This window comes from Streptomyces sp. NPDC043996 (assembly GCF_056435225.1).
The window spans coordinates 253530-273182 of sequence record NZ_JBWKEY010000004.1; the positions used below are offsets into that span (position 1 = coordinate 253530).

At 69.7% G+C, this 19653-nt stretch carries 12 protein-coding genes and 2 pseudogenes; 7 read left to right on the plus strand and 7 right to left on the minus strand.

Translation table 11 applies throughout. The features are described from left to right. Window positions 1-3 precede the first annotated feature (3 nt). Complete coding sequence (locus AC07A4_RS11985) at window positions 4-3993, minus strand: DUF6603 domain-containing protein (RefSeq protein ID WP_478596431.1); 3990 nt, start codon at window positions 3991-3993, stop codon at window positions 4-6. Between the two features lie 536 nt (window positions 3994-4529). After that, window positions 4530-4943, minus strand: coding sequence for a DUF4345 domain-containing protein (locus tag AC07A4_RS11990; protein ID WP_478596434.1), 414 nt, complete (start codon window positions 4941-4943; stop codon window positions 4530-4532). Window positions 4944-5034: 91 nt separating this feature from the next. Here AC07A4_RS11990 and AC07A4_RS11995 point away from each other — a divergent pair, with 91 nt between their 5' ends. Both AC07A4_RS11995 and AC07A4_RS12000 read left to right on the plus strand, forming a co-directional pair. Further along, entirely contained in the window at window positions 5035-5646 is a 612-nt protein-coding gene (locus AC07A4_RS11995) for a TetR/AcrR family transcriptional regulator (protein ID WP_478596437.1), read from the plus strand. A gap of 184 nt (window positions 5647-5830) precedes the next feature. Next, window positions 5831-6041 (plus strand): annotated as a pseudogene (locus tag AC07A4_RS12000) (site-specific integrase); the annotation flags it as partial. Window positions 6042-6047: 6 nt separating this feature from the next. On the opposite strand, the gene AC07A4_RS12005 reads toward AC07A4_RS12000, so the two are convergent. After that, complete coding sequence (locus tag AC07A4_RS12005) at window positions 6048-6647, minus strand: SgcJ/EcaC family oxidoreductase (RefSeq protein ID WP_478596439.1); 600 nt, start codon at window positions 6645-6647, stop codon at window positions 6048-6050. Between the two features lie 390 nt (window positions 6648-7037). Next, complete coding sequence (locus AC07A4_RS12010; protein ID WP_478596442.1) at window positions 7038-9164, minus strand: multicopper oxidase family protein; 2127 nt, start codon at window positions 9162-9164, stop codon at window positions 7038-7040. Window positions 9165-9454: 290 nt separating this feature from the next. On the opposite strand from AC07A4_RS12010, the gene AC07A4_RS12015 reads away from it, so the two are divergent. Continuing rightward, the gene (locus AC07A4_RS12015; RefSeq protein ID WP_478596445.1) at window positions 9455-10645 is read left to right on the plus strand and encodes a sensor histidine kinase; all 1191 of its coding nucleotides are present in this window, start codon (window positions 9455-9457) and stop codon (window positions 10643-10645) included. Then, complete coding sequence (locus tag AC07A4_RS12020) at window positions 10642-11325, plus strand: response regulator (RefSeq protein ID WP_478596448.1); 684 nt, start codon at window positions 10642-10644, stop codon at window positions 11323-11325. The genes AC07A4_RS12015 and AC07A4_RS12020 overlap by 4 nt, the downstream gene beginning before the upstream one ends. 78 nt (window positions 11326-11403) lie before the next feature. Here AC07A4_RS12020 and AC07A4_RS12025 read toward each other — a convergent pair whose 3' ends face one another. Then, window positions 11404-12486 (minus strand): ISL3 family transposase, encoded by a 1083-nt coding sequence (locus AC07A4_RS12025; protein ID WP_478596451.1) that lies wholly within the window; start codon window positions 12484-12486, stop codon window positions 11404-11406. Between the two features lie 339 nt (window positions 12487-12825). Here AC07A4_RS12025 and AC07A4_RS12030 point away from each other — a divergent pair, with 339 nt between their 5' ends. The 3 genes and pseudogenes from AC07A4_RS12030 to AC07A4_RS12040 all read left to right on the plus strand — a co-directional run bounded on the left by AC07A4_RS12030 (window position 12826) and on the right by AC07A4_RS12040 (window position 16364). Then, window positions 12826-14931 carry a hypothetical protein gene (locus tag AC07A4_RS12030; RefSeq protein ID WP_478596454.1) on the plus strand — a complete coding sequence of 702 codons (2106 nt, stop codon included), beginning with the start codon at window positions 12826-12828 and terminating at the stop codon, window positions 14929-14931. 151 nt (window positions 14932-15082) lie between these two features. Continuing rightward, window positions 15083-15578 (plus strand): annotated as a pseudogene (locus AC07A4_RS12035) (SDR family NAD(P)-dependent oxidoreductase); the annotation flags it as partial. A 45-nt stretch (window positions 15579-15623) separates the two neighbouring features. Continuing rightward, window positions 15624-16364, plus strand: coding sequence for an NAD-dependent epimerase/dehydratase family protein (locus tag AC07A4_RS12040; protein WP_478596457.1), 741 nt, complete (start codon window positions 15624-15626; stop codon window positions 16362-16364). Between the two features lie 114 nt (window positions 16365-16478). Here AC07A4_RS12040 and AC07A4_RS12045 read toward each other — a convergent pair whose 3' ends face one another. After that, window positions 16479-17714, minus strand: a complete 1236-nt coding sequence (locus AC07A4_RS12045; RefSeq protein WP_478596459.1) for a phosphatidylserine decarboxylase — start codon at window positions 17712-17714, stop codon at window positions 16479-16481. 94 nt (window positions 17715-17808) lie between these two features. Beyond that, the gene (locus tag AC07A4_RS12050) at window positions 17809-19161 is read right to left on the minus strand and encodes a C45 family autoproteolytic acyltransferase/hydolase (protein ID WP_478596462.1); all 1353 of its coding nucleotides are present in this window, start codon (window positions 19159-19161) and stop codon (window positions 17809-17811) included. Window positions 19162-19653 lie beyond the last annotated feature (492 nt).

Consider the following 19653-nt stretch of genomic DNA (forward strand, 5'->3'; position numbering starts at 1 on the left):
CGGTCACCTCACGGCTGCGGTCAGGAGCGGGGCATCGGTCAGGGAGGTGCCGGTCAGGCGGGCGGTGCCGGTCAGGGGGCCGTCGCTGTCCGGGGCCAGGCCGAGGGCGGCGAGCGCGTCGTGTGCCCGGGTGCGCCGGGCCGCGGTCTCGGCCGCGGCGAGCGTGTCGCCGATCAGCTCGATGCTGTGGGGGTCGGTGACCGGGGAACGCCCGGCCACGGTCTCGTCACGCAGCGGCGTCCGGCCGGGCGGCAGTCCGTCGACGTCCAGGGCCTCTGCGGGTACGGGGCCGACACCGAGACGGCGGGTCGGTTCGGGCACCTTGATGGTCAGCCCGGTCAGGCAGCCGTCGACAAGGCCGGGCTGGTTGAGCGCCTGGCTCGGGTGGGCGAGCGGCTTGCCCCACAGCGCCTGTGGCAGGCCCTCGCGGGTGGCGGTGACCGTCCAGCGGGCGCCTTCCCAGTCGTACGGGTCGCCGCGCTGGTCCAGAATCCGGACGAACTGCTCGGAGACGACACCGGTCAGTCGCATCGGGCGGATGTCGATCCGGGCGTCGTCGCTGCCCGCGAAGAGCCTTCCGTTGAGGGTGATCTTCGAGGCGGGCAGCGCCGATTCGACGGCCGCGGTGAACCCGTCGATCCGCACCAACTCCGCTTCAGCGGCCGCCGTACGGGCCTCGGTCTCGTCCTGGGTGACGTCCGGCAGCTCACAGCCCTGCTTCAGGACGGTGCGGGCGGGCGCGGGCAGCTGGACCTGGAAGTCCTCCCAGTCCGCGGCGGGCGCACCCTTGCGGTCGGAGCCGAAGCCGAGGGTGAAGGTGATGAACCAGATCTTCACCCGGGCCTTGCCGCCGACCGGCGGGAGCCACAGCCGCAGGTCGACCCCGACCTCCAGGGAGATGCGCACCCGCACGAACAGCACCTTGACGGTGGCGGCGACGCCGATGCTCAGACCGAGCGCCAGGTCGGCGTAGAACGGCTTCCACTGCACCAGCGCGTGCACGTAGGCGGTGAACCAGGCCCGCAGGTTGATGCCGTGCCCGTTGTCGTAGACGGCGGCCAGCTCGCCACCGGCCATGAACGCGCCGTCGGTCAGCGCCGCGTACGCCTGGGCCCGGATGGACACCGGGCCGCGCTCCCACAACCAGCCGATCCTGGGCGGCTTCGGGTAGTGGGCGGGCACGCGGTACTGGGGGTGGTAGCCGCCCGCGGTGAGGACGAAGCCCTTGCGCACGCCCTGGGCGGGCAGGTCCTTGCCCCACACGTAGAAGGAGATTCCGCCGGTGAGCCTCGCCTGCGGGTCCAGGATGTAGGAGCCGTCGGCGATGACGGTGTCCAGGGAGAAGCGGGAGAGCGCGGAGTCGTAAGCGAAGACGAAGTCGACGATCACCTGGCCGAGCGGACCGCCGCCCGCCAGGGCGGTGTCCGCGCCCGCGCTCATGGCGGGCGCCCGGCTCCCCTGGGCGGTCCTGACGGGTGGCAGCGCCAGCGTGGTGCGACCGGCCAGCACGGCCTTCCACCCGGCCTGGCCCCACTCGACCAGGGCCATCGCCCGGGCCTGGATGAACCGGTAGACGGTGAACTCCATGCCGCCCGCCACCCAGTACCGCCCCCGCGCCGGGGTCACCCAGCCGCCGGGGCCGACCAGCTCGTTCAGGGCCTGCCCCGGAGTCAGCCGCTCGACCTCGCCGCCGTCCACCGGTGGCTGCGCGCCAAGCCGGTTGACCAGCGGGAAGGCGCCGATCTCGTGGACGGCGGGGATGCGCACGGTGCTGTTGATGCCGAAGCCGAGGGCGAGGCCGGTGAAGGTGACCGGGCCCACGCTGAACAGGCCGTTGACGCGGTTCCGGCCAGCGACCAGTTCGGCGTAGGCGAAGATCGAATCCCAGCCGGCCCGGTTGCGCGCCCAGCTCCCGGCCAGCTGCAGGACGATGAGGTCCTGGATCTCGACGCGCCCGGCGGCGGCGAAGGCCAGCTCGAACTCCGTGCCCAGGTCGATCCGGGTGAACGCCCCGCCGATCGCCACCTGCGGCGGCCCCGGGTAGGCCACGGCCACGCTCGCGCCGCGCAGCACCGGGGCGACGTTCCAGTCCTGGTCCACCCCAAGGCCCAGGCCGACGAGTTCGACGGTCAGCGGACCGACCGCCATGACCGCGTCCAACGAGATCGACAGCCGTCCGCCGGCGTAGCCGATGCCGGCGTGCTGGAAGCGGACCGGGCCGATCACGAACCCGCCCAGGTCCAGGTCCTTGGCAGGTTCGTTGGCGCCGGTGCGGGCGGGAGCGGCCGACGTGCCGCCCGCGGGCAGGCGCAGCACCAGCGGAGGGCGCACCGTGCCGCCCACCATCACGTCCACCCAGGCCACGGAGCCGGGCGGGAGCGCCTCGTCCGGCAGGCGCGGAAGCCGCCCGGCCGCGGCGCCAAGGCCGTCGACGACCGCGTTGAGCCGCGCCACTTGCTCCTTGGTCCAAGGGCCGAAGGCGTGGGCGAAGTGGACACCGCCGAAGACCAGGTCCCGTTCGGCGGGGATGGACTCGCCGAGCCCCGGCAGCTGGGACGCCCGGGCTCCGACCTCTCCCCGTACCGCCACCAGCCGCGAGACCGCGGAGCCGGTCCCCGCGGGCACCGACGCCACGACCACCCCGACGCGGCCGACCACCGCCGACAGCACCAGCTCACCCCGCGACGAGCCTCCGGCCGCCGTCGGCAGGCGGTAGGCGAACGACGCCGACGCGAGGGCGGGGACGAGCGGCTCCAGCTCCGCGGGGATGTCGATCCCGAAGGCCGCGGCCAGGTGGGCCAGGCTCAGGGTCCGCCCGTAGTCCTCGAAGGCCGCGCTCAGCTCCCAGGCACCTGACCCCGTCCGGGCGATCGCGCCGCTGAACCACAGCCGGGTGTCCTCGCCGCCGACCGAGGCGGTGAAACCGGCGTCCGCGGAGAGCGAGAAGGAGGCGGTCCCGCCCTGCGGCCTCGAGTGCCGGAAGCACACGAACAGGTCTGCGACGGTGTCGCCGAAGCGGGTCTCCGTCGCGGCGGTGACCTCCCACTCCTCAAGGCCGCCGGGGACCGTCAGCACCTCGATCGTCAGGTACTGCAGCTCGAAGTTCCGCAGCCCCTCCGGGATCTGCCCGGCGACTGTCCAGGTCTCGCCCACCCAGTCGAGGAGGTCGGCCATCCGGATGTTCGCGGCGCTCACGCCGCGCAGCAGGTACCCGACGTCATCGGACCGGATGGTCAGCTCGAGCCTGGTGCCGCCGATCACGATGACATCGCTTCCGCGCGGCACGCCGAGGGCGGGAATGGTCGGCCCAGCGCCCGCCGCCGGCTGGCCCTGCGGGGCCTTGATCTTGTACTTCCCGCCCGGCCCTTGCTCCCACTGGTTGGTGTCGTACGGCCAGGGCCGCGGGGGTGGGGGCGGGGGCTGGGTGAAGGCGTCAAGGAGCCCCTTGAGGCCTTCCTTGCCTTCCTGTTCGAACTTATTGGTGGCAGCCGGTTTCTTGCGGTACCGGTTCAGATCATGGAAGGTCTTGTTCCGCCGGGCAAAGACGTCGCCGATGATCGGCTTGGAGCCGATTTCGAATCCCGAACCCGGATCATCACTCCGCGTGTTCGGACCGACGAAGAGGTTTCTCGGCAGCCACGTGAAGAAGTTACGGAAGTCGTCCAGCCCTTCCGGGGGACGCCCGTCATCGTCATGAGTGGTTCCGGGATCCTTGAAAACTTCAATGAATCCCCGAATGGTTTCGAAGTTCTTCTGCTCCTCGGTGGTGTAGTCGAGATTGAGCAGCTCCCTTCCCCAGGTCTCGACCAGCTCTTTCAACGCCTCGTAGATCGCGGATCCCTTGTCGTTAAAGCCCGCCGCGATCAGCGCGTCCCACGCCTGCCACAACGTTTCCCAGGGAACCACGTGATGGCGCGCCTGACCGGTTGACAACGCGTCCTTGAACGGATAGCCGCCACGGTCCTTCCCCAGGAAATAGTTGAACTCGGCCATAACCCGGCCTCCCCAGCCCCTGATTCAGACCGCACGGCCTGACCCGGCAAAATCGACTCAATTGATATTGCCGGGCCGAACGGGCCGTAGATACACAAAAGCCGGAATGGGTCACGAAGTTGACCGGCCGTGCCCCCTTGACACGACCATTCGACTTCGCGTTATCGCGGGCGGGAATTGGTTCGGACCAGGGGCCGGGAGAGGAGCGCGGCGCGCCGGTCGTGGTGGAGCGGACGCGGGAATTCGTCGGCATCGAATGTGGTTCGGTGCGCTTCGGGAAAGTGGACGCGTCAACTTGCCCAGTGGGGCGCGAAGATGCCCACCGGCTACGACTCCCCCCCCCCCGAGGCTCCGCGGCAGGCACGGCAGCGTCCGCGTGCCGGGGTGGGTACGAGCCGTACGACATCGACGCGACAGCTGTCCGCCGAGTACCACCAAAGCGGTCCGCCCGTGAGGCGCATGGCGACCGCCCTTCCGCTGTCGGCAGTCTCAGCTCCCGCGCCCAGGACCTCGAGCCGAGGCTCGCTCAGACATGTTCATCCCCTGGCGGCCTTGGCCTCCACGCCATCGCCAAGGCTCCGCTCCTCGGCGTCGGCCAGCCAGAGAAGAACCGGCGGCAGGCCGAGCTCGATCACCGCAAGGGCGATCTGGAACCACTGGGGCCAGCCGTGTACGGCGAGCGAGAGGACCCGGCCCACACCGCCGAGGAGGAAGACCACCGCCAGCCACCGCACCGCCTGGGCCGGGATGGGACGCTGCCGGGCGGCCCAGAGCCAGGCCAGCCCGTAGCCGACGAAGACGGCGCCCATGAACCGGCCCCAGCTGTCGACCGTCGCCCCGGCCGAACCGGCGCCGGGAATCGCCGCGTTGCCGAGCAGCACGTGGAACAGGCCGATCGCCACGCAGGCCCAGCCCATCACCTGTGTCAGTACGCGCAGAGCCCTGGCCATGTGTCCTCCGAGCTGCCTCGATGAAGCTGGTTGACATGTGTCTACTCCACAGTGAGCGCGCAAGTAGACCCGTGTCAACTAAGCTGCGGTCGTGCCTCCCCGCCAGCGACTCACCCCCACCGCGCGCTACGCCCAGCTCCTGTCCGTGGGCGCGCGGCTCTTCGCCGCACATCCCTACGACGACGTCCTGATGGAGGAGGTCGCCCAACAGGCCGGCGTCTCCCGGGCTCTGCTCTACCGTCACTTCCCCAGCAAGCACGCCCTCTTCGCAGCCGTCTACCAGCAGGCGGCCGACCAACTGCTCGCCCAGACGCGGCTCGACCCGGCCGAGCCCCTGGTGGAGCAGCTCATCCAAGGCATGGACGTCCACCTCGACTACTTCACGGCGAACCGCCACGCCGTCCTCGCCGCGAACCGGGTCCTCGCGGGCGACCCGGTGATCCAGACGATCATGACGAACGAGCTGGACGCGCTCCGCGCACGACTCCTTGCCGTACTCCCCCTCGCAGACGAGAACGCCCGGGACGCCGTCTCCGCCGTACTGAAGAGCTGGCTGGTGTTCGTCCAGGTCCTCTGCGTCGACTGGCTCGCCCACGAGACCTGCACCCGCGCCCAGTTGCGCGACGCGTGCATCGGCGCGGTTCTCGGAGCCCTCCGGCCACTCCTGCCCGAGGGCTCCGTCCCCGACCTTCACACCGCGTAGGGAACTGCCGCTCTGCCAGCCATTCCGCTAGTGCGGCTGGTCGAAGAGCGTGAGCAGGAGAGGCCCTTGCGGATGCGGATGCGGGTGCGACCAGTGGGGCATCCACCAGGGAGCAGGCACTGATGAGACGTCCGGTACGAGCCTTGCCGTACACGATCGAGGAGCGGCTGTCTCCGGCCCGGTGGCCCGCGCGATCATGCGTCGCTTCGGTGCCGCCGTCGAGTCGCCGATCGTTCCGTTCGAGCGGCCGCGTCATCGTGGGGACTTCGGGCTGCGCATACCGCCCGAGGGAGGCGTACCTCTTCCAGGAGGGCCGGGCCCTGCCGTGGCGGTATGTCGAGGAGATGCGGGGTGAGTTCGGGGACGATGCGGAGCATCCGCGGGCGCCGCTGTGGCGCGGGTCACTTTTCCGCCTTCGGGGCGGTGTCGGGGGCGTAGATGAAGGAGAGGCGCTCCATGACGTTGCTGCGCTCGGTGTTGTGGAAGGCTGCGATCCGCCAGGCGTCGTCGGTGTCGCGGACCAGGGTGAAGGTCGTCACCTTCGAGAGTTCGTCCGCGCCCGGCTCGTCACCGGTGTAGTCGGCGCCGCGGCTGGTGAGGACGGCGACGTCCTTGGTCAGGAAGCGCATGTCGAGGTATCTGGAAGCGAGCTTGCTGTCCTTGAGGAAGCCCTTGAAGAGCGCGCGGTGGCTCGCGGTGATGTCGGCGCGGCCCTCGTAGTGGCTGCCGATGTAGGTCGTGTACGTGCCGTCCTCGGTGAACTGGCGGCCGTACGACTCCGCGTCACCGCGCTCCCAGGCGTCGGCGAGGGCGTCGAGGGTGGCGCAGACGGCCTCGCCGTCGCGGCGGTCGGCGTCGGCGGGGATCACCTCGCCGCAGGTTTCGGCACCGGTGCGTCGCACGTCGGAGGTGGCGTCGAGATAGAGATAGGCGCCGGTCGCGCCGAGGGCGAGGACTAGCGTGGAGGCCAGCACGACGCGCTTGACGATCTTGCGGTTCATGGTGAGGACTCCCCGTTCGGTGGTGGCGGAGCGGTGACGACAGTGGCCGTACAGTGGCCGAAATGACTGCACCCATGCAGTTACCGCACACATGCGATATCCGCGCGTGCGCGGACATCAAGCGAGGGCCGCACGCCATGGCGGGCGCGGAGGCTGCGGGCCGTGCGGGATACGTGCGCCGCGCCACGGACCTCGCCGGTCCGGCGGTGCGACGGACCGGCTTCCCGACGGCGTCTTCACGGCGCACCACAGTTCTCGAGCGAGACCGGAGGGCTCGTACCCCAGGGTGGCCGCCTTCAGGGGCGCGGCGGTGCCGCAGGCCGCCGTGGTGAGAGACGACGCCCCGGTCGGCATGGTGGCCGCGGCTCGTTTCTGGCGCATCAGAACTGCTCACTCCGGCTTGTTGCCGACGGGTCCGCCGATCTCGTACGGCGTGGTGACGTTGTCGTACGCGAGGTGCATGACCATGCCGAGCTTGCTGTGCCAGAAGTTGTGGCAGTGGTCCATCCAGATGCCGGGGTTGTCGGCCTTGAAGGCGACCTGGACCTCCTCGCCCGGCCGGACGAGCACGGTGTCCTGCCACATCGGGCTGCCGGAGGCGCGCTTGCCGTTCTTGCCGAGCACCAGCATGTGGTGGCCGTGCAGATGCATCGGATGGTCTTCGGTCCCGCGGTTCACGAAGGTGACGCGGGCGACGTCGCCTTCCTTGATCATCAGCATCGGGGTGTCCGGGAAGACACGGCCGTTGATGGTCTGCTTCAGCCCGAAGCTGCCGTCGTAGAAGCCCAGCCACTCGTCGAAGACGAGCTTGTAGTCGCGGTCGAAGTCGCTGTCCAGGCCGATTTCCGTCCTCTTCGGGCTGCCGTAGCTGTACGGATCGAATTCAGGGCCGCCCAGATCCGCCTTCACCTCCCCCTTGCCGTCCGGGGAATACACGATTCCCGCGTCCGGGGCGCTGCCGTCGGTCACCCGCACCGGGCCGTCGGGCATGGTGAATTCGACGTCCATCCGGTTTCCGCCGCCGAGCACCAGCTTCTTGCCCTTGAGCGCGGTCGGCTTGTGCACGTCCGTGCCGTCCAGGGCGGTGACCTTGTACGGGACGCCATCTATGGCGAACTCGCGGGTGTTGCCGCTGGTGTTGGTGAGCCGTATCCGCACCTTCTCGCCCGGCTCGGCGCGGCGCCGCTCCAGCTCGTCCACGGCGCCGATCGCTGGCACCGTGCCCTTGTCGGTCCGCCAGTCGTGGGCGAGGACGCTGACGTCCTTGTCCACCGGCCGGGTCTGCTGCTTCGGCTCGATGATCAGGGCGCCGAAGAGTCCGCGGTCGACCTGCTCGGAGGCGGCCTGATGGGAGTGGTACCAGCGGGTGCCGGACTCCTGGACCCGGAAGCGGTAGGTGAAGGACTTCCCGGGCCGCACCGCGTCCTGGGTGGCGCCGGCCACGCCGTCCTCGCCGTTGGGTACGTCGACGCCGTGCCAGTGGATGGTGACGGGGGTCCTGCCGGGCAGCTCGTTGCGCAGCTCGATCTCGACCAGATCGCCCTCGGTGACCCGCAGTTGGGGGCCGGGGACCTGGCCGTTGTACGTCCAGGCGTCGACCGTCTTACCGGAGGCCAGTCTCACCTTCTTGGCCTGTGCGGTGAGGGAGAAGCGCCGGTCGGGCGTACCACTCCTGGGTCCGCGCAGTTCGTCGACGGAGACCTCGTCGGCACCGCCGGTTCCGGAGGCCATGTGATGACCGCCGGTCATGTCGTGGTGCTGCCCGGCGGCACCGCCGCCCCAGTCGGCCTCACCCTTCATCATGGAGAAGGTGTGCGGAAGCCGGCTGTCGGCGATGCCGTAGTTGACCAGCCCCACCGCGGTGCCGAGCACGACCCCGGCCGTGGCAAGGCGGACCGCCAAGGCCCGCCGCCGCGGGATCTCACGGCCGGTGGACAGGCGTTGCAGCCGCACGCCCGCCCGCCACACCAGCAGCCCGGCGACCGCGGCGGTGATCAACCCGTACGCGCCGAGGCTGATCCAGAACGACCGGTCCGGTGGCAGGAACATCTGCGCGCAGCAGCCGAGGCCGCCGAAGGCCGCGAGCCGGGGCGGCACGACATGTCGCGGGGACCTGGCGCGCGACTGCTCCTCCAGCGGCACCGGCGCGGCCGGGTCAGGCAGCCTTCCCCCGGCTCGAGCAGGGGATACCCCATTCCGGGCGGCGGATGCCAGCCACGGCACCGTCCAGACCACGGTGGCGATCACGGCCGGGAACAGCATGACGAAGGTGGTGAACAGCCGCCGGTCAGCCACGAACACCCACCCATGGCGGGCGAGCAGCCCGTACGCGACGAGTCTGGCCGCGGTGAGCAGCACGGCGACGGACACAAGGACCAGTGCGATACGGGACATCCGCCGCATGCTCCCGACGGTGCGGCGGCCTGGCAGCAGGCCCGTCGTGACGGCGGCGATCAGCCAGGCGGGGAGCAGGAAGATGCCCAGCCCGAGCTCGAGTCCGGATGCGGCGACGTACACGGCCGTCACCCCCGGCCCTGCGGCCGTCGGGCCGCGGTCGAGTGCGGCTGTGGTGGGCGTCCGCGCGGTCGGCGGAGGTCGCGGGCGATCTGCTCGCCGAGGACCCGGAGGCGGCACCCCGCTGCGGCGGATTCGGTGATCTCAGGCATGCCGTCAGCGTGGCGATCACCGCACCGGTCAGGCATCCGCCGATCCTCGACCTCTGCCTCGGCGGAAAGTTACGGGGCGGGTGCCGCCACGTACAACTATCGAACGACGCGTGCCTTCCGCACCGCGGCTAGCCTGCGGCCATGACATGGCACAGTCGCCTCACGGGCCACCGCAAACGCCTGCGTCCGCTGGCGGGTGCCGTCGTGGCGCTGGCCCTCGCCGCGGCCACGGCCACCGTCGACGGAATGCACACACGGTTCGACTACCTTCCCGCGCACCCGCCGACCTTCGTGGCGATCCCGGTTGGGCTGCTCGTCGGCCTCGCGGCATGGTTCCGCCATCGTCGTCCCGCGCTGCTTCTGCTGGCCGCACTCGGCGCCTATGTGGTGCTGTCGGCCTGGTTCGCCGTGGTGTTCGCGCAGTACACCGTGGCCGACCGCGCCGCCTCCTGGCGCCGGGTCGCCGTCGCCTCGACGGTCGCCGTCGCGGTGGTCGCCCCGCCGATCTGGTGGGGCGGCGGCCTTGACGCAGCGGCCATGAGCGTGGGCATCTGCGTCTTGCCGGCCCTGCTCGGCCTGTACACGGGGGCCCGCCGCCGCCTCGTGGCCGAGCTGCGCGAGCGGGCCGAGCGGGCCGAGCGTGAGCAGCAGCAGCGGGTGCTTCAGGCCCGCAGCGACGAACGCGCCCAGATCGCCCGGGACATGCACGACGTCGTCACCCACCGCGTATCCCTGATGGTGCTGCACGCGACCGCGCTCGAGGCGACCAAGGGCGCGTCCGCCGTCGACATCGGCAAGCAGATCGGCGCCATCGGCCGCGAGGCACTGACCGAGCTCCGCTCGCTGGTGGAGGTTCTGCACACCGCATCCGAGGCTCCGCTCGCCCCGCAGCCCGGCCTGGCCGAGCTGGAGACCCTGATCGCCGACTCCCGCGGCCTGGGGACGCCGGCCACCCTGGAGTTGACCGGAGAGCAAGGCACCACCCGCCCACCCGCGCTGCCGACCCTGATCGAGCACGCCGTCTACCGGGTGGTGCAGGAGGCCCTGACCAACGTCCACAAGCACGCCGCCGACGCCGAGACGCGCGTCCGGGTCCACTGCACACGCCGACTGCTGCACCTCACAGTGACCAACCAGCACGGTGTCGGCGCCAGCCCCTCCGGTCTGCCCAGCGGCGGCCACGGCCTGCTCGGCATCGCCGAACGGATACGGCTCGTCGGCGGCGAGCTCACCGCAGGCCCGACCCCGGACGGCGGCTTCGAGATCGCCGCCGAGATCCCGTTGGACGACGTACCCCAGATGCAGTCCACCCACATGAAGGCCACGCGATGAGCGAGACGACGACCCGGGTTCTGATCGTGGACGACGAATGGATGGTGCGCTCCATGCTCAGCACCATCATGGCGTCCGCCCCCGACATCGAGGTGGTGGGCGAGGCCTCGGACGGCCATACGGCGGTGTCGATGGCCGCCGCGCTGGAGCCGGACGTCGTCCTGATGGACATCCGGATGCCCCGCTCCGACGGCCTGACCGCCACGGAGCGCCTCACCCGCTCGCCCCGCCCGCCGCGCGTCGTCGTGCTGACCACTTTCGACCTGGACGAATACGTCCAGACAGCGCTACGTCATGGGGCCGTCGGTTTCCTGCTGAAGGACGCCACCGCGGATGACATGATCGCTGCGGTGCACAGCGCGGCCCGCGGCGACGCGATGCTCTCCCCGAAAGTGACCCGCCGCCTCATCCGCCGCTTCACGGAGGACGACGACGGCCCCTCTGCCGAGCGGCAGCGCCGCCGGTCCGAGGCCCGCAGCCGCCTGGAGGCCCTGACCGAAAAGGAGCGCGAGGTCCTGATCGCGCTGAGCGGCGGCCTCTCCAACACGGGCATCGCCGCGGCTCTGCACGTGACCGAGGCCACCGCGAAGACCCACATCAGCCGGATCCTGTCGAAGCTCTCCCTCACCAACCGCGTCCAAGCGGCGATCCTGGCGCACCATGCGGGGCTCGTTGACTAGGGACTCCTTCGCCATCCATCGATAGCGGTGCCCCCGGCGGGCTCTTCGGTTCTGGCTCTGACCGCGATTGCGTGAAGGTCATGGGCGGGTGAGGATCCGGGGCCGGAGGAGGGCGAAGGAGGCCCGGCCATACATTGCTCTCTTGAGCGCCTTCGCCCGGTTCACGTGGCCTTCGACGACGCCTGAGCTCCAGGGCAGGGTGAGGCCCGCGGTGACGGCGTCGAGGTCGCGGCGGAGGAAGCCGGCGAACCCGCTCCTGGGCTTCGGGGCGTCCTGTTCGGCCTGGCGGATCCAGTCCAGCAGGAGGTGTCCGCGCTGATGGCGGACGAGGTCGGCGAAGGCGCGGGCGAGGTCGCGGGCCCGGGTGATGTCCGGGCGGGCGAGCCTGACCTGGAGAAGCCCTTCCTCCTGGCGTTCGGTGAGCGTCTCGCGTGACCGCATGATCCATGAGGTGATCTTGCGGAGGCTGGGGGATGTCCGCCCGGATGGGTTCGGCGGTGCCGTCCCGCAGGGCGGCGAGGTACCGGCGGACGACAACGCGGCTTCCGCGATAGCCGCGTTCTTGGATCTCCAGGAACAGCCGACTGCCGCTGGTCTGGCGGGATGTGTCGGTGAAACGGGCGTTGAGATACGGCTTGAACGGCTCCAGCACGTTCCTGGGGCGCCGGTGGTGGGCGGCGAGGCGGCGAACACGGCGACCAGTTCACTGGGGGCGATCGGGCTGAAGTTCACGCACCACAGGCAGGGGGCGCCGAAGGTGGGCTCGGTCCATGCCTGCCAGCCCATCAGGTCCTCACGCGGGTCCGCATCCGCGATCAGGTCCGGCAGCATCTCGAGCGAGACGTGCGAGGCGAAGCTTGGGTCCGTGGCGGCGGTGCGAGGGCGGTCCACGTCACGGATCCAGCCCTGCGCGCTCAGTGCCCTGACCACCGTCTCAGGCTCCTCAAAGCCGGAACCGGGCACCGCGCTGACGTCGAGCGCGAAGAGGAAGTCGTGCAGTTCCTCGTGCGGCACGCCGGTGGTGACGTAGGCGTTCCACCGCAACAGCGCGCTGGCGGCGTCCGGGCGAGCGGAGATCCGCAAGGCCACCCGTAGGCCGCCGAGCGTGAACGGGCTGCTGGCCAGGATCCGTTCGGCGCCGCGCAGCTCGTCGCGGCTCACGTACAGCAAGGTGTCGCGACCGAGGACGCGCTCATGGACGAGTTGCGATTCCCGGTCGCTCCGGAGATGCGTGACAGCGACACGCCCGAAGGGCGCTCCGGCCAGCAGCCGCGGCTCAGACCACCGCAGAACGTTTGAATCGGAACACGTGTTGCTCGGTCCGTGATGCGCGACTGATGGGAGCCTCAAGCGACCAGGGGCTGCCGGACCTGGCTGCGGGAAGGTTCCTGGACACGCGCGAGATCAGCCGCAGGCTCACCGCACCGGCTGACCGAAGCCCGCCCCCCGCCTTCCGACGATCACGAGTGGTCTGCGGCAGCCTGCGGCACACTGCCGACCATGCTCAACGGCGTACGACTACACGGGAGATCCGCCTCCCTTCTGATCGCGGCGGCCATCTCGGCTCTTCTGGCGGTCAGTTATCTGGTGCACACCTGGCGGGTTACGGCGCCCTTCACCGATCCGGTCGACACCTTCGTCGGTTCGCTCGGGCTGTTGTGCCCGGGGTTCTTCGCGTTATGGCGGCGGTCCAGGCCGCAGCCGCCGCAGACGCCTCCCTCCCGGGACCAGTGGCTGGCGGCCCTCGCGGGTGCCGAGCGTGATCGTCTCCGGGAGGATCTGCGGGAACGTGGCGTCGAAGTGGCCTGCATCGCGGTTCCGTGGGAGGCGGCGCCCGAGCTCGCCGACGACGGGGGCAGGGCGGTGTACGGGCCGCCGGGTACCGGCCGTGTCGACCGTCTTCGGCAGCGGCTGTGGCCGACAGGTCGGCCCGCGCGGGTGGTGGTCTGCGGTCCGGCGGGCTCCGGCAAGAGCGTTGCCCTTCAGCTGTTGGCCGAGCAGCTTCTGGCCTCGGGCATCGGCGGGCAGACCGTTGCTGGCCCGGTGCCGGTGGTGGTGTCGCTGGCCGGATGGGACGCGCGCCAGCCGCTGTATCCGTGGCTGATCGGACGGATCGCTGACCGCTACCCGGCCATCGTCGGCCCGGACAGCGGCGTCGAGGCGCAGGACCTCACCAGCGCCATGCTGCACGATGGCGCTGTCGTGCCGTTCCTGGACGGCTTCGACGAGGTGGCCCCTCCTGAGCGTGCCGCGTTGCTGCGGGCACTCAACCAGGCGCTGGGCGCGGGTCTTTCGGTCGCGCTGGCCTCCAGGGAGGAGCAGTTCCGGGAAGCGGTGGCTGCGGCCGGGGCCATTCGGGGATCCGTGGCGGTTCGTCTGGGGCCGCTGGGGCCACGGCACCTCGCCGACTTCCTGGACGACTCGCGCGCACCCAACCGGCCGGCCTGGCTTCCCCTGCTGGAGGCGATGCGCGCCGGGAGGGCGTCCCCGGCCAGGGAGGTCTTCGCCACTCCCCTCATGCAGTGGCTCGGCCTACAGACGTACGGAAGCGGAACCGCGATTCCGGTGGAACTGGCGGATCCGGCGCGGTTTCCCACCGCCCAGGACGTCGAGCGGCATCTGCTGACCTCGCTGGTCCCCTCGGTTTTCGGCCCCCTGAGCAGTGGCCTGCGGGACGGGCGGCGCTGGCCAGCACGCCGCGCCGCACGTCTGCTGCGGTTCCTCGCGGAGCACCGGGGCGACGGCGGCATCCGGTGGTGGACGCTCTACCGTCGCGCGCAGTGGCAACTCGCCCTGCTCTACGGCCTGGCACTGACCGCGGTCGCCACGGGCCTGTCCGTGCTCTCGCGGGCGGCGGGGACCGCGGTGCTGGCCGGTGCGCTGTGGGGGATGGCGTGCGGCGCCGCCTTCACGGTGGCTTACGTGGTCACTCGGGCCGAGGAGTACCGGGGCCGCTCCGCCGTGCCGGGCGGATTCCGCTCGGAGGTGAACGGCAGGGTCGTCGTGTCGAGGGTCGTTCGGCTGCTGCCTGTGCTGGCCGCGGCGGGGGTGGCCACTGAGCTCTGCACAGGTCTGCTGTTCGCTTCGCTGCGCTGGCCCGACCTGTGGGCGTTGCTCGGCCAGGGGGCTGTGCTGTCGGTCGTCGCGGGGCTCTGCGGCGGATTCGCCGCCGGAACCGTGCTGGACCGCGTACACACGCTCGATGTGAACGTCGCTCCGGCGAACGCGACTCGGCCCCTTGAGCTGTTGCGCCGGGACAGCAAGGCCACGGCCGCGTTCGCTGTCTGCCTCGCCGTCGCGGCCATGCTGGTGACGTGGACCGCCTGGTCACTGAATCTGGACCGCACTCCCCCGGGTGTGTTCCTGGGGGTGGCCGTCGTGGCGGCCGCCGTGGTCGGGCCCGGGCTTTTCACGGCCTGGCCCGCTTTCCGGGCCGCCCACGCCTGGTACATCGTCCGTGACCAGCTGCCGCTGCGGTTCGGTGACTTCATGACCACCGCTCAGGCCGCGGGTGTGCTCCGCGAGGAAGGGATCACGTACCACTTTCGGCACGCGCTGCTGCGCGCCGCCCTGCGCACGCGGAGCGAGGGACGTGGCAGCGGATGAAACGGCCCACGGCCACGCGGCCTTACCTCCCACCAGCGTTTAGCTGGCGCGTGAGCCGTGCAAGAGGCGCTGGACGGCGTCGGCCACGAGCTGGTCGGGGTGGTGCGCGGGGGGGGGGCAGGCTGTCGCTGGCGGCGAGTGCGGCGATGCCGTGGAGGCCGCCGAGCGGATCGCCGCCCGGACCCCCGGGGCCGAGTTCACCGTGCAGCGCCTGGACCTCGGCTCACTGGACTCGGTCCGCGCCGCGCCTGAGGAGCTGCGCGCCCGCCACGACCGCATCGATCTGCTGATCAACAACGCGGGGGTGATGTGGACCCCGCAGGCCACCACCGCGGACGGCTTCGAGCTCCAGTTCGGCACCCATCACCTGGGCCATTTCGCCCTCACCGGCCTGCTGCTCGACCGCCTCCTCGCTGCCCCCGGCTCGCGCGTCGTCACCGTCAGCAGCGACGCGCATCGGTTCGGGTCGTCGGTGAACTTCGACTCCGCGGGCGGTCGGCGGGCAGTACTACGGCCCGGATGGCCTCACGGGCCTCAAGGGACACCCCAAAGCGGGAACATCACACAAGAAGTCGCACAACGCCGCGGATCAGCGCCGCCTGTGGGCGGTCTCCGAAGACCTGACCGGCGTCGTCTTCCCGGTCTGACGCGGCCGTGCGCCAGCACCAAGGACACCAAGGAGTCGTGAACGGATGAAGGCAGTACTGCTCGGTGCGACCGGCATGGTCGGCCAAGGCGTCCTGCGCGAGTGCCTGCGGGACGAGCGCGTGAGCGAAGTCCTCGTGATCGGGCGCACGAAGCTCGACGTCGAGCATCCGAAACTGCGGGAGCTGATCGACCCGGACCTGGCGGAACTCGTGACGCGTCCGGACCTCGCGAAGGAACTGTCCGGGTACGACGCCTGCTTCTTCTGCCTCGGCGTCTCCGCCGCCGGAATGACCGAGGAGGCGTACCACCACGTCACCTACGACCTCACCCTGGCGGTGGCCCGCGCCCTGTGCGCCCACAACTCCGACCTCACGTTCGTGTACGTGTCCGGGCAGGGCACCGACAGCACCGAACAGGGCCGCACGATGTGGGCCCGGGTCAAGGGGAAGACCGAGAACCACCTGCTCGACCTGCCGATGACCACCTACCTCTTCCGCCCCGGCTATATCCAGCCCCTGCACGGCATCACCTCCAAGACCCGCCTGTACCGGGCCCTGTACGCCGTGACCAGCCCGCTCTACCCGCTCCTCAGGAGGCTGGTGCCGCATCAGGTCACCACCACCGAGCAACTGGGACGCGCGATGATCAATGTCGCCGCCACCGGGGCGCGCGAACCCCACCTGGGCCCCCGAGAGATCAACGACCTCGCGGGCAGCCCTTCGAGCAGCCGTTGTAGATCGTTGTCAGCGGTGGACTTCGAGGCGCGTCAGAGCGAGCAGGACTAACAGGGCGCCCAGGACAGGGACAGCACGAGCGGGTCTCCGGGACATCCCCTCAGCACTCACCACGAAGGGTCCGTCAACAAGATGAAGATGACGGACCCTCGCGAATGATCGAAGTCAGAGCTCGGACGGGGGCGGGGTCGGGCGCGCGGAGATCGAAGTGCCGTAGCGGCGGGGCTGCGTGGCGTCCGTGTCGATGGTCGGCGCCTTGCCCTTCTGGAACAGGAGGATGATGTCGGAGCCGCCGAAGAGGAAGTAGCCGAACTCTTCGCCCTTCGGCACCCAGGACCCCTTCGGCACCTGGGGAGGCTTGGCCATCGTCATGTGGACCGACGAGACCTGTGCCATGCCCACCGGGATGACCGCCACCAGCCCGATGTCTCCGTACGGGGAGGTGGCGGTGTCGATCACGATCACTCCACGCGCCTGGGTGAATTCGTAGGCGTCGGCGCTGCTGTCCGGGGCGTCGAACTGCCCGTCTTCACCAATGACGACGTCCAGGTACACCTTTCCGTGGATGGGGAAGCACTCCACTACTGCCCCGGCCACGGGGGTGTGGAAGCGGTGGTACGAGAATGGAGCGAGGAAGTAGTGCACGAACGTGCCGCCCGCGAAACTCTCCCGGTGCGTGCTTCGATCACTGAGGAGTTGTGGGATCGAGGTGACTGGGTGAGTGAGCTTGAGCCGTAACGGACCGGCGGTCGGGTCGATACTGGAGTCGGCCTTGATGGGGTACTGCTCCTTGTAGAAGCAGTCGGCGGGCATGGTCACCGTGCTGTTGTCCGTCGGGGCGGTGATCGGCCGCAGGCCGGGGTTGAGTTCACGCGCGAAGAACTGGTTGAAAGTGAGCCAGCCGCTCGGCTCGTTGGGCTTGCCGTCGACCATCGAGTCCTCGATGCGGTAGCGCGGCGCGAGCCTGAACGACGCGAGTTGTTCTTCGCTGAACGACTCCGTGGTGTTGAGGAAGCTCCCCCACGCGTCGGCGTATCGCACCAGCCATTCCTTGAACCACGGATCGTTCTGCACGATCCTGCCGTCCACCTTCTGGTCGACGAGGTAGTAGAAGTGACACAGCCGGTCGTAGACTTCCTGCTGCCCGTTCCCATCGGAGGACCAGGCGGCGCTGCGGTCCTGCCTCGGTGCCCACCTGGAGAATACGCCCAGGTAGTCGAGATAGTCGGGGACATGCCGCGGCCATTCCAACGCATCGAACAACTCGGCCTTGAGCTTCCCCTTTGCCTTCTCGTACCCCCGCGTGAGCGAATCCGTCAGCAGGTCACGCAGAACCTTGTCCTCGTTCAGTTTCTTCTCGAGTTCGTCGATCACCTTGACCGAGGCGTACGTGATGGTCATGGTCACACTCCAGTCGTCGATGGGGATACCCGCCATTTCGGCGGCAGTGGCCGTGCCTGCGGGGTCCGTCGCGGTACCTCGTACGTGGTGCCCGCTACGTTCCGGGCGGGAAGGTCTCCCAGGTCGCGCCGCCCGGACGGTGGTTCATGTGGCCGCGGAATTCCTCGTACTGCGGGTGCCGGTCGCAGAAGGCGTCCGGGTCGAACTCCTGGCCGCAGGAGTTGCCCCAGATCCCCTGGAACGTCAGGTTCGTGGGGTCGGCACCGGCGTGGTAGACCTTGCCGTCGTTGGCGCCCCACGGGAAGAACGGCGGCTGGCCGTGGTTGCCGTACCTGCCGTCGTCGCGGTTGAGGTGCCCGCACACCGAGCGGGAGCTGCCGGTGTCCTTGTCTTGGGTGTAGGCGTCGGTGTGGTCGGAGATGATTTCCTTGGCGCGGGCCAGGTCCACCTTCTCCTGCTTGATGAGCCGGTCGAGGGTGATGCGCCGCGCTCCGTTGCCCCGGATGTCGTAGTGCTGCATCGGGTCTTTGCACTCACGCAGCCGGATCTCCTGGGACCGCGCGATGTTGCAGCCGGCGAAGTACCCGGTGGTCTTGAACTCCAGGTGTGCCAGCGTCGGGTTGCTGCCCAGTTCGTAGCAGGCGATCGCCGTCTCGCCATCGGTCCGCCCGGACGGGCCGCCCAACAACCAGGTGTTGACATAGCCCGCGTTGTTGTTCTCGGCGAACCGGGACGTCCAGTCCACGATGGAGTCGGCGAACTGGGTGGCGACGCGGGACCGCGTGAACTCGGGCTTGCCGGCCGGGATGTAGTCGCCGTCGAACGACCCGATCGTGGTCTCCGTCACGACCAGTCCGGCGCCGGTGAGCATCCAGTCCGTGTTCGAGGTGACCCAGCCCGGCGCGGCCTGCATCAGCACGCGGTGTCCCTGGCCCGCGGGCGGCCTGATGTCCAGGACCACGTTGTAGGCGTCGCCGCTGGCGAACCGGTCCCACGAGTTGTGCGCGGCCACGATCCGCCCGTCGGCGGTCGCCGCACCGATCGCCATGAACGCCGAGCACCGCGGCCGGGCCTCGCGGCGCCTCCGCGTGCCACGTCCGTGGTGCTTCTCCAGGTACCACGGCCACCAAGAGTCGATCAACTCTTCCGCACCATTCAGCGCGACGAGCCGGTCGAACGTGACCTCGGTCTTCCCCTTGTTGTGACAGCCTTCAACGATGCCCTCCAGCTCACGCTGGACCTCTTCGTGCATATCCTCGAGGTCGAAGGCCTCATGCACCTTCGATACGAAGAACTCGAACGGCCGTCCTGTGTCCTGCCTGGACATGAAATCGGCACGCTCCAACGACTCCACGATCCGGTCGGCCAGCGCCTCGCCGTGTACCACGCCGCGCGCTTTCGCCTCACCTTCCATCACGACGTAGCGCCACCTGGACGGATTCGCCATGGACTGCTCCTCAGCTCGATCCGGGTCCGTCACCCGTGCAGGCCGACATGCCGGACGCCAGCCTTCATGCCGCGGGCGAAGCCGCAACTGCCCGGAGAGTGACGCTTTCCCGTTCGTCGTTGGGCGATCTTCAGGTCCGCCAAAACTACCCGTGGATGTTTCAGCGCGTCAGTGGGGAACCTGCCGTCTCAGAAGGCACCACGGAATCAGCCAGAGGGTTTATACAGGAGCGCTCTGTGACCTCCGGGAAGGCCGACGCAGGAACACACCCCTTGCGGACTGTCATCGAAATTCCCCTGGGCGATCAGGTCTCGTTGATCTCTTTCCCTCCGAGTGTGCAGGCCGGGGCGTATACGACGCGACGACCGCGAATTTCGGCATACAGTTGAAGGATGTGAGGCGCGTAGAGGCAAACGGGTTCTTCAGCAGTTCCGGGGCACGCGAGTGTGACACCCGATACCGCCAACGCCAGCCATCAGGCCAATGAGCTCC

What these genes read in the sequence shown, in the direction of transcription:
- AC07A4_RS11985 (WP_478596431.1), bottom strand. Translation starts at nt 3,993, where the DNA reads ATGGCCGAGTTCAACTATTTCCTGGGGAAGGACCGTGGCGGCTATCCG.
- AC07A4_RS11990 (WP_478596434.1), bottom strand. Translation starts at nt 4,943, where the DNA reads ATGGCCAGGGCTCTGCGCGTACTGACACAGGTGATGGGCTGGGCCTGC.
- AC07A4_RS12005 (WP_478596439.1), bottom strand. Translation starts at nt 6,647, where the DNA reads ATGAACCGCAAGATCGTCAAGCGCGTCGTGCTGGCCTCCACGCTAGTC.
- AC07A4_RS12015 (WP_478596445.1), top strand. Translation starts at nt 9,455, where the DNA reads ATGACATGGCACAGTCGCCTCACGGGCCACCGCAAACGCCTGCGTCCG.
- AC07A4_RS12020 (WP_478596448.1), top strand. Translation starts at nt 10,642, where the DNA reads ATGAGCGAGACGACGACCCGGGTTCTGATCGTGGACGACGAATGGATG.
- AC07A4_RS12030 (WP_478596454.1), top strand. Translation starts at nt 12,826, where the DNA reads ATGCTCAACGGCGTACGACTACACGGGAGATCCGCCTCCCTTCTGATC.
- AC07A4_RS12040 (WP_478596457.1), top strand. Translation starts at nt 15,624, where the DNA reads ATGAAGGCAGTACTGCTCGGTGCGACCGGCATGGTCGGCCAAGGCGTC.
- AC07A4_RS12045 (WP_478596459.1), bottom strand. Translation starts at nt 17,714, where the DNA reads ATGACCATCACGTACGCCTCGGTCAAGGTGATCGACGAACTCGAGAAG.
- AC07A4_RS12050 (WP_478596462.1), bottom strand. Translation starts at nt 19,161, where the DNA reads ATGGCGAATCCGTCCAGGTGGCGCTACGTCGTGATGGAAGGTGAGGCG.